This is a genomic window from Massilia sp. KIM (assembly GCF_002007115.1).
In the GTDB taxonomy this organism is placed as follows: Bacteria; Pseudomonadota; Gammaproteobacteria; order Burkholderiales; family Burkholderiaceae_D; genus Telluria.
Genome location: NZ_MVAD01000001.1, coordinates 2,775,674 through 2,788,398, shown reverse-complemented (window position 1 = coordinate 2,788,398; position 12,725 = coordinate 2,775,674). Strand labels below are relative to the sequence as shown.

Annotated in this window: 12 protein-coding genes and 1 tRNA gene; 9 read left to right on the top strand and 4 right to left on the bottom strand. The window is 63.7% G+C overall.

The window, feature by feature from the left end; genetic code table 11:
- The first annotated feature begins 59 nt into the window (after positions 1 to 59).
- Positions 60 to 2,060 (top strand): acetate--CoA ligase, encoded by a 2,001-nt coding sequence (acs, locus tag B0920_RS12135; protein WP_078032741.1) that lies wholly within the window; start codon positions 60 to 62, stop codon positions 2,058 to 2,060.
- A gap of 640 nt (positions 2,061 to 2,700) precedes the next feature.
- Here acs and B0920_RS12130 read toward each other — a convergent pair.
- Complete coding sequence (locus B0920_RS12130; RefSeq protein WP_229455418.1) at positions 2,701 to 5,382, bottom strand: polysaccharide deacetylase family protein; 2,682 nt, start codon at positions 5,380 to 5,382, stop codon at positions 2,701 to 2,703.
- 186 nt (positions 5,383 to 5,568) lie between these two features.
- On the bottom strand, positions 5,569 to 5,934 hold the full coding sequence (locus tag B0920_RS12125) for a VOC family protein (protein WP_078032740.1): 366 nt from the start codon (positions 5,932 to 5,934) through the stop codon (positions 5,569 to 5,571).
- An 86-nt stretch (positions 5,935 to 6,020) separates the two neighbouring features.
- Between B0920_RS12125 and B0920_RS12120 the strand changes: the two genes are divergently transcribed.
- From B0920_RS12120 to B0920_RS12100, 5 genes are all read left to right on the top strand, one after another.
- Entirely contained in the window at positions 6,021 to 6,347 is a 327-nt protein-coding gene (locus B0920_RS12120) for a helix-turn-helix domain-containing protein (RefSeq protein WP_078032739.1), read from the top strand.
- Positions 6,348 to 6,425: 78 nt separating this feature from the next.
- Positions 6,426 to 6,516 (top strand) — tRNA-Ser (locus B0920_RS12115).
- A gap of 113 nt (positions 6,517 to 6,629) precedes the next feature.
- The gene (locus tag B0920_RS12110) at positions 6,630 to 7,406 is read left to right on the top strand and encodes an HNH endonuclease (protein ID WP_078032738.1); all 777 of its coding nucleotides are present in this window, start codon (positions 6,630 to 6,632) and stop codon (positions 7,404 to 7,406) included.
- A 302-nt stretch (positions 7,407 to 7,708) separates the two neighbouring features.
- Positions 7,709 to 7,975 (top strand): UBP-type zinc finger domain-containing protein, encoded by a 267-nt coding sequence (locus B0920_RS12105; RefSeq protein ID WP_078032737.1) that lies wholly within the window; start codon positions 7,709 to 7,711, stop codon positions 7,973 to 7,975.
- 93 nt (positions 7,976 to 8,068) lie between these two features.
- Positions 8,069 to 8,467: a VOC family protein gene (locus B0920_RS12100; RefSeq protein WP_078032736.1), complete on the top strand. Its 399-nt coding sequence runs from the start codon at positions 8,069 to 8,071 to the stop codon at positions 8,465 to 8,467.
- Positions 8,468 to 8,521: 54 nt separating this feature from the next.
- Here the strand turns inward: B0920_RS12100 and B0920_RS12095 are convergent, their stop codons facing one another.
- Positions 8,522 to 8,938 carry a hypothetical protein gene (locus tag B0920_RS12095; RefSeq protein ID WP_078032735.1) on the bottom strand — a complete coding sequence of 139 codons (417 nt, stop codon included), beginning with the start codon at positions 8,936 to 8,938 and terminating at the stop codon, positions 8,522 to 8,524.
- 349 nt (positions 8,939 to 9,287) lie between these two features.
- Between B0920_RS12095 and B0920_RS12090 the strand changes: the two genes are divergently transcribed.
- From B0920_RS12090 to B0920_RS12080, 3 genes are read left to right on the top strand one after another with little or no spacing between them, the layout of a single operon-like run.
- Positions 9,288 to 10,496, top strand: coding sequence for a cation:proton antiporter (locus tag B0920_RS12090; RefSeq protein WP_078032734.1), 1,209 nt, complete (start codon positions 9,288 to 9,290; stop codon positions 10,494 to 10,496).
- A 24-nt stretch (positions 10,497 to 10,520) separates the two neighbouring features.
- The gene (locus B0920_RS12085) at positions 10,521 to 11,096 is read left to right on the top strand and encodes a DNA-binding protein (protein ID WP_078032733.1); all 576 of its coding nucleotides are present in this window, start codon (positions 10,521 to 10,523) and stop codon (positions 11,094 to 11,096) included.
- A gap of 10 nt (positions 11,097 to 11,106) precedes the next feature.
- Entirely contained in the window at positions 11,107 to 12,000 is an 894-nt protein-coding gene (locus B0920_RS12080; RefSeq protein ID WP_078033395.1) for an alpha/beta fold hydrolase, read from the top strand.
- Positions 12,001 to 12,263: 263 nt separating this feature from the next.
- Here the strand turns inward: B0920_RS12080 and B0920_RS12075 are convergent, their stop codons facing one another.
- A complete protein-coding gene (locus B0920_RS12075; protein WP_078032732.1) occupies positions 12,264 to 12,674 on the bottom strand; it encodes a DUF2141 domain-containing protein in 411 nt (136 codons plus the stop codon).
- Positions 12,675 to 12,725: the final 51 nt, after the last annotated feature.

Sequence of the window (12,725 nt, the reverse complement as noted above, 5' to 3'; positions counted from 1 at the left end):
CTCAGTAAGCGTGCCCACCTAAGGTGTCTAGCAAAGTTACTACTACTATGGAGACTAGAATGGCCGAGAACGAGACCACCCAGGACCAGACCCAGGGCTTGCAGGAAAACCGCGTTTTCCCGCCGCCTCCCGAATTTTCCGCGAAGGCAGCCATCAAGAGCATGGCCGAATACGAGGCGCTGTGCGCCGAGGCGGACAAGGACTACGAAGGCTTCTGGGCGCGCCAGGGCCGCGAACACATCGAGTGGCACAAGCCTTTCACCAGTACCCTGGACGAATCCAAGGCGCCCTTTTATAAATGGTTCGCCGACGGCCAGTTGAACGCCTCGTACAACTGCCTCGACCGCAACCTGAAGAACGGCAACGCCGACAAGACCGCCATCATCTTCGAGGCGGACGACGGCGCCGTCACCAAGGTGACTTACCGCGAGCTGCACGAGCGCGTCGGCAAGTTCGCCAATGCGCTGAAATCGCGCGGCATCAAGAAGGGCGACCGCGTCATCATCTACATGTCGATGTCGGTCGAAGGCGTGGCCGCCATGCAGGCCTGCGCCCGCATCGGCGCCACCCACTCGGTCGTGTTCGGCGGTTTCTCGGCCAAGTCGCTGCAGGAACGCATCATCGACGCCGGCGCCGTGGCCGTCATTACCGCTGACGAACAGTTGCGTGGCGGCAAGTCGCTGCCCCTGAAGGCCATCGTCGACGAGGCCCTGGGCCTGGGCGGCTGCGATTCCGTCAAGGACGTGATCGTCTACAAGCGTACCGGTGGCAACATCAACTTCCAGCAGGGCCGCGACATCTGGCTGCACGAGCTGGTCGACGGCCAAAGCGCCGAGTGCGAGCCGGAATGGGTCGATGCCGAGCATCCGCTCTTTATCCTCTACACCTCGGGCTCGACCGGCACCCCGAAAGGCGTGCAGCACTCGACCGGCGGCTACCTGCTGTGGGCCGCGATGACCATGAAGTGGACTTTCGACATCAAGCCGGAAGACGTCTACTGGTGCACCGCCGACATCGGCTGGGTGACCGGCCACAGCTACATCGCCTATGGCCCGCTGGCGGTGGGCGCGACCCAGGTCGTGTTCGAGGGCGTGCCGACCTTCCCGCACGCCGGCCGTTTCTGGGAAACCATTGCCAAGCACAAGGTCTCGATCTTCTACACCGCGCCGACCGCGATCCGTTCCCTGATCAAGGCCTCGGACGTGGACGCCAAGGTGCACCCGAAGAACTTCGACCTGTCCAGCCTGCGTCTGCTGGGTTCGGTGGGCGAGCCGATCAATCCGGAAGCCTGGATGTGGTACTACCGTAATGTCGGCCAGGAACGTTGCCCGATCGTGGACACCTTCTGGCAGACCGAGACCGGCGGCCACATGATCACCCCGCTGCCGGGCGCGACCCCGATGGTGCCGGGCTCCTGCACCCTGCCGCTGCCGGGCATCATGGCTGCGATCGTGGACGAATCGGGCGCCGATGTGCCGAACGGGCAGGGCGGCATCCTGGTGGTGAAGCGCCCGTGGCCGTCGATGATCCGCACCATCTGGAACAACCCGGACCGCTTCCGTACCAGCTACTTCCCGGATGAACTGGGCGGTAAATACTACCTGGCCGGTGACGGGGCGATCCGCAACAAGGACACCGGTTACTTCACGATCACGGGCCGCATCGACGACGTGCTGAACGTGTCGGGTCACCGCATGGGCACGATGGAGATCGAATCGGCGCTGGTGGCGCACCCGATCGTGGCGGAAGCCGCGGTGGTGGGCAAGCCGGACGAGACCACGGGCGAATCGATCTGCGCCTTCGTGGTGCTGAAGCAGGCGCGTCCGACCGGCGAAGACGCCAAGAAACTGGCGACCGAGCTGCGCAACTGGGTGGCGAAGGAAATCGGTCCGATCGCCAAGCCGAAGGAGATCCGTTTCGGCGACAACCTGCCCAAGACCCGCTCCGGCAAGATCATGCGCCGCCTGCTGCGCGTGCTGGCCAAGGGCGAGACCATTACCCAGGACGTGTCCACGCTGGAGAACCCGGCGATTCTGGAGCAGTTGAAGGAAACCGCGTAAGCGAACTGGTGAGCAGGGCGCCCTTCTGGGCGCCCTGTTGGTCGCCACATTGGGCGTCCCGTTGCTCGCCACGTTGGGCGTCACGTCGGACGCGACGTTGGCAGTCATGCGTATAAATGCCCGCCACCTCGAAAGAGGGCGGGCATTTTGTTTTGGGGATTCAAGCACCTCTTGGAAGTGCACGTTCCGTCATACGCTCCGGTCACACGAAGTCCGTCAGCCCCCGCACGTCATTCCGGCGAAGGCCGGAATCCAAGTTCGTGGCGCAGTGTTACCGCAATACTGAGCGACGAAATTTGGATACCGTCATGTATTCCGTCATGTGCTTCGGTCGCACGAAGTCCGTCAGCCCCCGCACGTCATTCCGGCGAAGGCCGGAATCCAAGTACGTGGCGCAGTGTTACCGCAACTCTGAGCGACGAAACTTGGATTCCGTCATACGCTCCGGTCACACAAAGTCCGTCAGCCCCCGCACGTCATTCCGGCGAAGGCCGGAATCCAAGTACGCGGCGCAGTGTTACCGCAACTCTGAGCGACGAAACTTGCATTCGGTCCTTCGCCGGAATGACGTTGACAGGGTGCTGGGTAATAGGGAGCTGGCGGCTCGTCGTGTAGTGTCGTAAGGGACCTGGTGCGCGGCTCAGAGTTTTTCCAGCTGCTGCTTCGCATACTCCGCGCCCGCGCCGGTCGGCGCCAGCGCCAGATAACGGGTGAAGGCGGCCTTCGCTTTTTCGCCTTGACCGGACTTCACGTAGGCATCGCCCAGGTTGCGGTAGGCCACCGCCCTGGACGGATCCATCTTGACCGCATTCTCGAACCAGCGCGCCGCCTCGGCGAATTTATCCTGTTTGTAGAACACGAAGCCCAGGTTGTTGGCGGCCAGCGCAAAGTCCGGCCTCAGCTTCAGCGCCTCGGTGAACTGCGCTTCCGCTTGCGCATACTGCTTCTCCTTATACAACTGCAGGCCCAGATCGTTCGCCCGTTGCGCCTGCTGCCTGCTCGACACCAGCACCGCTGCCGGCGCCTTGATCTTCTGCTCGCCGCCCTGCAGATCTTTCACCACCACCGTGCTCAAAGGCGCCGAGGCGTTCGCGTCAAGCTTGGTGTTGAGCGCGATCGCGTCGTTCGACAACTGCGCCGTATTCGGGTTCAGGTACTCGCTTTCCTCCGGCAGCTCGAACACGAACTCGCCGCCTTCCGATCCCGGCAGGCTGCCGAAGGCCGGCGTCTGCTGCGACACGCTCGATACTGCCGGCGCGACATAGGCCGCCAGTTCGGTCGCCGTGATCAGTCCGTCCCCGTTCAGGTCGCCCTTGCCGCCCAGGCCCTGCATCAGGGTCCAGGTGAACACCGAGTGCCCGTTCGGTCCGCCGTCCGACACCAGCTGGTCCGCGCCGCCCGCGGTGAGCATCTGCCGCCCCAAGCGGCGCGCGTTATCGCGCAGGAAGGAGGCATTGGCTGCGCCGCGCGTCAGCCCGAGCCCGCTGTAGCAGGCGTCCATCACGAACAGCGCGTGCTTGGCCGACAGGCTCTCGGCAATGTTCTGGATCTCGGTCATCGGAATCGCATCGGTCGCCAGCCGCTCCGGGTCGGCGTCGAAAGGCACGATGTAACCCAGGTCGCGTCCCGAACTGAGCTTGCGGGTGGCGCCGTGGCCGGCGAAGAAGACGAAGATGCGGTCGTTCGGCTGCACGCCGCCGTGCGCCAGCCGATCGTGGAAGGCGGCCAGGATGCCCGCCCGCGTCGCGGCTTCGTTCTTGAGCGTGATCACCCGCTCCGGTGCGAAGCCGAACTTCTGCACCAGCATCTGTCCAACCCCTTCAGCATCCCGGACCGCATATTGCAGGCGCGGCCATTTCTGGTAGTTGTCGATGCCGACCAGGATCGCCCAGGAATTGGCGTAGCCGGTGGCTGCCGCGCGCTGCACCGGCGCGGGCGCGGCGCCGCCTTTCGCCTTGAAGGTCTCGCCATCCCAACCGGCGAACTGGTAGCCCTCGGCCGACAGGCGCTCGAGGATGGCCGGCAGCGCCTTCACCGTGCGCTCGTGGATGTCGTGGAACAAAATGATGCCGCGCCCCTCCTTGTCGACCGCGCGCAGCACGCGGTCGGCGATGGAGGAGGGCACCGGGTCGGCCCAGTCGAGCGAATCGATGTTCCACATCACCGAGGTCAGCTGGGCGCTGGAAAGAAGCTGCATGCCCTCGCGGTTGCGCGCGCCGTAGGGAAAGCGGAACAGGGGCGAGCGTTGCGGGTCGACGGCCTTGAGCAGGGCGTCGGTGTTCATGATTTCGGCGCGCAGCGTGTCGCCGCTTTGCTTGGAGAGCTGGGCGTGGGTGAAGCTGTGGTTGGCGAGCGCATAGCCGTCCGCCTTCAGCTTGCGGCTCACGTCGGCGCCGGCGCCGAGCTTGGCGGCGCCGGCCTTGTCGAAGGAACCGATGTTGCGGCCGACGCTGAAGAAGATCGCCGGTGCGTTGTACTGCTTGAGGATGGCCGCGATTTCCTCGGTGTAGCGGCGGTGCGGGCCATCGTCGAAGGTCAGCACGATGGTCTTCTTAGGCAGGGCGCGGCCGAAGATTTCCTCGCCCTCCCGGCCAGCCTGGGAGCGCGTGTCTTGCGGGGGCGGTTCCGGCTTCGCGGGGTAGGGCAGGACCACGCCGTATTCCTTGAGGATGGCCTCGCGCTGGTACAAGGTTTTCAGGTAGGCGACGTAGCTGTCCCACTTCTCGCGCTTGAGCTCGATCGAGCGCGTCTCGAAGCGGCCGAACACGGCGCGGATCTCTTTTTCGTAGTTGCGCTCGATCTCGGCCAGCGCCTCCAGGTCTTCGGAGACGCGCTTGTGCATCTTGATGGCCGGCAGCGAGGAATCCTTGCCGACCATCGTGTGCAGCGACTGCATCACTTCGCGGAAGGCGAGCCGGTCGGCATCGTACAGCCCCTCGTTCGATTCGACGTAGTCGAGCAGCGAGCCGATGGCCTCGAAGCGGCCGGCGCTGGGCGATGCGAGCAGGGCCGCCAGCGCGCCGTCGACCCTGGCGATGCGCTCCTGGTTCTCGTGGAAGAGCTGCTGGCCGATGCGGTTGGCCTGGGCCCGCTCGGCCTCGGACAGCGAGGCTTCGTCGAGCGTCAGCACGATGATCTGGCGGTAGGTGTCGAGCAGGCGGCGCATGTCGGCCGCGATGGCGCTGACGTCCGTGGCGGCCTGGGCCTGCTGGGCCGGGGCCGGGGCGGGAGTGGCGGGCTTGCGGCCGACGATCCAGCTGCCGGTGGCCGCTCCGGCCGCGGCGACTGCGAAGATGACGAGGTAGAGTGCTTTGCGTTTCACGATGGGCCCGTTGCGCGAGCGGGGGACTCCCGCTGAGTATTCACGGAGGCAACGATATCATTCCCTTCCGGTGGCCGGGTGAGGAAGGCGGCCTTTCGGTCGCTCAAATGTGACAAAGCCGCCAACCCGGCGGCTCTTTCATGTGGAACGGGTAGGGCGGCATGGCGTGCAGCCCGCGCTCGGGTGTCAGGCGGACGACAGGACGAAGGTATTGCCTTCGGAATCCTTGAACTTGGCGAACGAACCCCATGGTTGAGAGGTCGGCGGCTCCAGGAATTCCACGCCGCGTCCGCTGAGCTGGCGGTAGGTCGCCTCCACATTGTCGCAGGCGAAGGCGCCGTTGAAAAAAGTGCCGATCCGGTCTTCGTGACCGTCCATGGTGAACAGCACCACGCGGGTGCCCGAGCTGGCGATGCGCAGCTCGATCCAGCGTTTGCCCAGTCCCATGGGCTGGTCGGTCGAGATGTCGAAGCCGAGCTTGTCGGTGTAGAAGGCGAGGGCGCGGTCCTGGTCCGCGACCGGGATGCTGACGAATTTGAGTTGGGTGATCATGAGATGGGCCTGCCAGCCGGAGTTGCGTTGATCAGCATTATCGTGGCACCATCGCTCACTGGGTGACTTTAAAAACTATAGTATTCATGACTACCCGCCAGTCCGAGATGGACGCCTATGTGTTCGACGTGCTGATGCCCGATCTGGTCGGCCATGACCGGCGGCCGGCGGCCTTCGTCGTCTATCTGTATCTCCTGCACAGCGCACAGGCGCTCGGCCGCGATCAGGTGCCGGCCAGCCTGCAGACGATTGCCATCAAGACCGGCTTGTCGAAGTCGGCGGTGCAGGTGGCGCTGAGGCACTTGAAGCGGCGTGGACTCATCGGGGAGGTGGAGGTCGGCACGCAGGTGAACCCCGTCCGCCACGTGCTGCGCCCCTGGCGCCGACGCTGGCAAGCTGATCCTGTTGCATGAGGGTAGGCGGACACCCTTGTAGAGCTGGAAATCCTTGCTATAATAGGGGGCTTCGTAGGAAGCCTGCGAACACCATCAGGAGAGATGGATGAGTGGTTTAAGTCGCACGCCTGGAAAGCGTGTATAGGTTCATAGCCTATCGGGGGTTCGAATCCCCCTCTCTCCGCCAAGCATTTATAAGGGCCGCTTTCGAGCGGCCCTTTGCATTTGCGCTATAGATTTGATGTTCGCTATTGAAAACGATGCTATCTTGCCTGTTCAATATCTTTTTGAAGGGGCAAGATGGACTTTGTCGAGTGGATGAGATCTGCCGGTTTGTCCGAGAAGTCGGCCAATAGTTATTCGGGTGCGATTCAAGGAAGATTGACTAATTGGGCTCTGGCTCATGGGCTTACGACGAAGCCAATTGCAGAGATCCCCGATCTGACAGAGTTTGTCACCCTGTCCGAGCAATTAAGGCGAACACCTGAATTCAAGGACCGAAATGAGACCGGGAACGGGATGTACGCCGCCGCGCTTAGCAACTATCAAAAATATCTCCAAGCCCTTGATTCGAGCCGCGATGCGAAGCCAGATGAGTACGGGCCACACCAAAAGGAGGTTGCAAAGATTGAAGCTGAGTCAAGTGGGCCTTTTGACCCAAAGGGCCAAGAGGATGCACGAGCACGCGTGTTGCGAGAAGTCGTTCGGCGGCGAGGTCAGCAGAAGTTCAGGAAGGCACTCATTGGCGCTTATGACGGGCGCTGTGCGATTACTGGCTGTTCGGTCATCCCTCTACTAGAGGCCGCTCACATCACACCGTATATGGGTCCAGAGACAAACGCGATCACTAATGGGCTGCTTTTACGAGCAGACCTGCATACGCTCTGGGACTTGGGGCTGATCGCGGTAGAGCCGAGAACTCGCACGGTGTGGGTAAGCCCCGAAGTCAGTGACCCGACTTACCAAGGTCTATCGGGGGCCTCTCTGATGCTTCCACTGGATTTGGCGCAGTGGCCGTCAATCGCAGCACTGGAACAGCAATGGAGCCTCGCCCATACAAAACCTGCCCGAGGCTAGTTAGTAGGGCAAGAGGTTTTTACTGCAGGGGCGATCTACTTGTAGCTGGGTTTGGGTCTTCCGCTCATGTCTAGAATATCGTTGAAGGCCAGACTGGTATCGACGTGAACTACGGATGGAGCCATTCTCCCGCTCATGGCAGAGTCATTGTAATTTCGGGCATTAACCAGGGTCGTCCGTTCTACAATTGGCATCGGACAAAACGCTACTACTTCCGCTTCATTGGATGCCGTCGCTGGCGGTGCCGGAAGCGCAATGGTGAGATCAAGGTCTCACGTCGGCAAGAGCGCTCAGGAGACTCGATGAATCAAGGATGCGAGCATTTCGATGGCCTTGTTCTCCAGCCGGGCAATACGGCCGGCTGCGAAGAATGCCTCAAGATCGGCGACAGCTGGGTTCACCTGCGCGTCTGCCTCACATGCGGCCACGTCGGCTGCTGCGACTCGTCGAAGAACAAGCACGCGACGCGTCACTACAAGGAGACCGGCCACCCGGTAATCCGCTCGAAAGAGCCGGGCGAGACCTGGGGCTGGTGCTACATCGACCGTGTCGTCAAAGACCCTGTCTAGCAAAGCGAATCGATAGCTGTCGAATTCATGGAATCCTATTCGTCGTGGTGGTGATGCACCGGTTTCCCACCCACCGTTTCAGACGAGGCCCCCATGAACAGGCAGATCATCGTTAACCTGGCAGTCAAGGACCTGGAAAAGTCCAAGGCTTTCTTTTCCGCGCTCGGATTCAGCTTCAACGCTCAATACGGCAGCGAGAATACCGCCATGCTCGTCATCGTGGAAAACAGCATCCATGCGATGCTGATGACCGAGCCCTTCTTCCAATCCCTCATCGACAAACCGCTGCTCCCGGCGAAGGAGGGCAACGAGGTCATACTGTGCCTGACATGCGACAGCAAGGAAGAGCTCGACGGCCTCATCGCCAAGGCGATCGCAGCGGGAGGACGGACGCCGCATCCGCCCGAGGATCACGGCTGCATGTACACCCAGGGCTTCGAAGACATCGACGGCCACCTGTGGAATCTGGTCTGGGCCGAGCCGCAAGCCTGAGCTGCACGCCATCGGCGTAATAGGCGCTCCGGCATGCGTCCGGAGCGCCTGTTCTCATGCAACCCGGGGATGGGCGCTCGCCGCACCGGGCGCCGACGCTTTCAGCCCGGCCAACTGCAGTCCGGCGAAAACCAGCACCGTGACCGCCTGTACCAGTACGAACCCGACGCCCAGCGCGCCGGGGCTCGTCAGCGCAATCGTCAGCCCGCAGCCAAGCGCCCATCCCACGTTGCCAAGCACCAGGAACAGCACCAGTGCGCGCGGCAGGCTGTCCTTGCGCGCCAGTACCGCCAGCAAGGCTGCATAGCCGACGAGGAAGATTCCACTCTCCAGCAGCAGCATGTGCGGCAGCCCCAGCAGGGCGGCCAAGGCATCCGTCAAGGCCAGTTGAAGAACAGCGACCGCTCCGCTGACGACCGCATCGGCGGCGAAAGCGAACTTCAGCAGGCGCGAAGATTGGATGGTGTTCATGGCGTCTCTCCTTGGGTTGAATGAATCGGTGAGGCCATTGTGGTGCGGCGTGGATCGTGCCGCGATTACTTGCCAGGTAATCGCCGGCGCGACGCATGGAAGCGATGTCCCGGGAGCCACGGGATTCGTCTGGATAGCGAAGCGGAGGCCCCACGAGGGTCAGCTCGAGGGCAAAACAATGGCTGAGTACGGTAGTTTCCCGCCAGTCGAGCCGCTCCGAACAGCCCGGTCGACCTCTCACCCTGGAAACGATCCCAGATTTTCCCGCAAACCACTTCCCGAATTGCAAATTGTTCTATACCATCGCGAATTACGTAATTACGTAATCACAACAACGACAAGGGGACCCATGAGCACCACAGAAATCTTCCTGATCGCAATGCTGCTGATCTTCACCGCGCCCTATCTGGTCTGGCGCCTGTTCAAGACCGATTACTTTGCCCCGTTGGCGGTGGTCCAAATCATCATGGGCATCGTCCTCGGCCCGGGCGTGCTCGGCGCCGTCTTCCCCGATTACCACGCCTGGGTCTTCACCCCCGATGTCGTCAAGATCCTCAGCGGCATTTCCACCTGGGGCGTGATGCTCTTCGTGATGCTCGCCGGTATCGAACTCGACCTGAAAAAAGTCTGGCAATACCGCCGCGAAAGCGCCACCACCGCCGGCCTCTCGCTTGGCATGCCGCTGCTGTTCGGCTGCGGCGCCGCGCTCCTGCTGCTCTCGATGCCCGGCTGGGTCGGCCCCAAGGCCTCCACCTGGCAGTTCATGTTGGGCACCGGCATGGCCTGCGCCGTCACCGCGCTGCCGGTGCTGGTCCTCCTGATGGAAAAACTCGACATCCTGCGCCAGCCCATGGGCCAGCGCATCCTGCGCTACGCCAGCCTGGACGACGTCGCGATCTGGGCCGTGCTGGCCCTGATCATGCTCGACTGGGAGCGCGTCGGCCGCCAGCTCGGCTTCATGCTCGCCTTCGGCGCCGCCACCTTCCTGTACCGCCGCCTCATGCCGCGTCTGGAGCAGCGCGACCGCTGGTACGCAGCCCTGATCTGGCTGATCGTCTGCGCCCTCGGCGCCGACTGGGCCGGCCTGCACTTCATGGTCGGCGCCTTCCTCGCCGGCGTGGTGATGGATGCCGACTGGTTCGAGCAGGAACACCTGGATACGCTGTTCCGCAACGTCCTGCTGGTCCTGATGCCGGTTTTCTTCCTCAGCACCGGCCTGCGCACCAAGTGGGACCTGGGCGGCTATGCGGTGTTCGTGGTCGCCGGCCTGCTGCTGTTCGCCTCCGTGGGCGGCAAGCTCGCCGGCGCCCACATCGCGGGCAAGCTGCTCAACTGGAAGCGCGGCGAAGCCTCGGTCATCGGCTGGCTGCTGCAGACCAAGGGCCTTATCGAGATCATCTTCGCCAACATCCTGCTCGACAAGGGCATCATCACCAGCGAGACCTTCACCGCGCTGCTCCTGATGGCGGCCGCCAGCACGATGTTGACAATTCCGGTGGTGCACCCGAAACTCAACCGTGATCACAACCGCGGGCTGGTGAGTCAGGCCAGCTCCTGAAGATGCAAACGAGAGGACGTAAAGATGGCGCGTAGCGGATTGACCAAGTCGCAGGTGAGGGTAGTGCGCGACCGCCTGCTGGCGGAGGGCGCCTATCCCTCGGCCGACGCGGTGCGCCGCGCCCTCGGTGACACCGGCTCCAAGTCGACCATCCACAAATACCTCAAGGAGCTGGAAGGCGAGGGCGCCGGCGCCGGCCTGCAGCGCGCCGACACCGAGCGCGCGCTGCAAGACCTGATCGCCCAACTGGCCGAGCAGTTGCACCTCGAGGCCGAGCGCCACATGCGCAAGCTGCACGCGCAGCAGGAGCAGGCCCTGCGCGACAAGGACCGCGAGCTGGCCGAGCTGCGCGACACCGTGGCCCTGCTCACCGCGCGTCTGGAAAAGCTGGAAGGCGCGCCGCTCGCCGACCAGGCCCCTGCCCAGGTGCGCGAGCGCGCCAGCCCGCGCCGCAGTCCGGCGACGGACGGGCTGGGCAACTTCGGCGTCCTGATGTCGAATTCGCGCTGCGGCAGCCGCGACATCTCGCCCTTCAGCAGCGTCCTGACCAGCGCCCGCTCCGACGCCTTCGAGATCGACGACCTCTGGCCCCTCAAGTAAGATGAGCGGCATGACCGAACTCTTCCCCCACTTCCGCACCCACGACGTCGAGGTCGAACCCGGCCTGACCATCCGCGCCACCATCGGCGGCGCCGGTGAGCCGCTCCTGCTGCTGCACGGTCATCCGCAGACCCACGCCATCTGGCACAAGGTCGCGCCCACGCTGGCGCAGCGCTTCACGGTGGTGGCCTGCGACCTGCGCGGCTACGGCGACTCGTCCAAGCCCCAGGGCGAGCCTGATCACGCCAACTACAGCAAGCGCAGCATGGCCGCCGACATGCTGGCCGTGATGCGCAGCTTCGGCTTCGAGCGCTTCAAGGTGATGGCCCACGACCGCGGCGCCCGTGTCGCGCACCGGCTCGCGGCCGACCATCCGCAGGCAGTCGCGCGCATGGTGCTGCTAGATATCGCGCCCACCCTGGCCATGTACGAACAGACCGGCGAAGCCTTCGCCCGCGCCTACTGGCACTGGTTCTTCCTGATTCAGCCAGCGCCGCTGCCCGAGCGCCTGATCGAGGCCGACCCGCGCGCCTACGTCACCGACGTGATGGGCCGGCGCAGCAGCGGCCTTGCGCCTTTCGATCCGCGCGCGCTGGCGGAGTACCAGCGCTGCCTGGGCCTGCCCGGCGCCGCCCACGGCATCTGCGAGGATTACCGCGCCGCGGCCGGCATAGACCTCGAACACGACCGCGCCGACCGCGACGCTGGCCGCCGCCTGGCCATGCCGCTCCTGGTGCTATGGGGCGCCGAGGGCGTGGTGCACCGCTGCTTCCGGCCGCTCGAAGAATGGCGGCGCGTGGCCGACCAGGTCGAGGGCGAAGCGCTGGCCTGCGGCCACTACGTGCCAGAAGAGGCGCCGGAGGCCTTGCTGGCGCGCGCCTTGCCCTTCCTGACCGCCGCCTGAAACTTACGCCGGCTTGCGCATCCGGTCCGCGGCTCCGGACGTTCTCGGTTCGGAGCAGGGCGCGACGAAGGGAGGTAATAAGCGGTTTTGGCAGTCATTGGGCGCTTGCGTCAAGACGACGAACCAGCCCTGGAAGCGCCTGAGGATGCATGGGCGATCGCAGGATCAGCTCAGCCCCCAACAAGCGCAGGGGCCCAATGTGGCCCAGCGCCATCCTTGATCCGAATACCGTTGGCCTATGGGGACTGTGCCGTTCTCCTTACTCAATGGAGGGCGACCTCCGCCTTCACCGTCCCTTCGCCGACCTGGATCGCCGCCGCCTCGAACTTCGGCGGCCCGAACATGCTCTTGGCGTCGCGGCTGAAACCGTAGTTCTCCTTCGGGATGCCGATCACGTTGCGGTCCAGTTGGCCGTTCTCGTTCTCGTCCTGGTAAGCCAGAACCGCCCAGGTGCCGGCCGGCACGTCGGGGATGCTCACCACGGTTTCGCCGGCCTTCGCCGGCACCGAGGCGTGGTAGAGGCACTGCTTGAGGAAGCGCTCCTTGTCGCACACCGCGACGTTCACTTTGCCCTTCGGGCCGACCTTGGTCACGCGCACTTCGACCGTGGCCGCCGAAGCGCCTGCGGCGAGCAGCAGGCCGGCGAGAAGAGGGAGGAGAGGGAAGCGAATCATGGCGAATCCTTTGCTGATGAACCGGTTTTGTTGTGAGTAAGAAATCCTGCC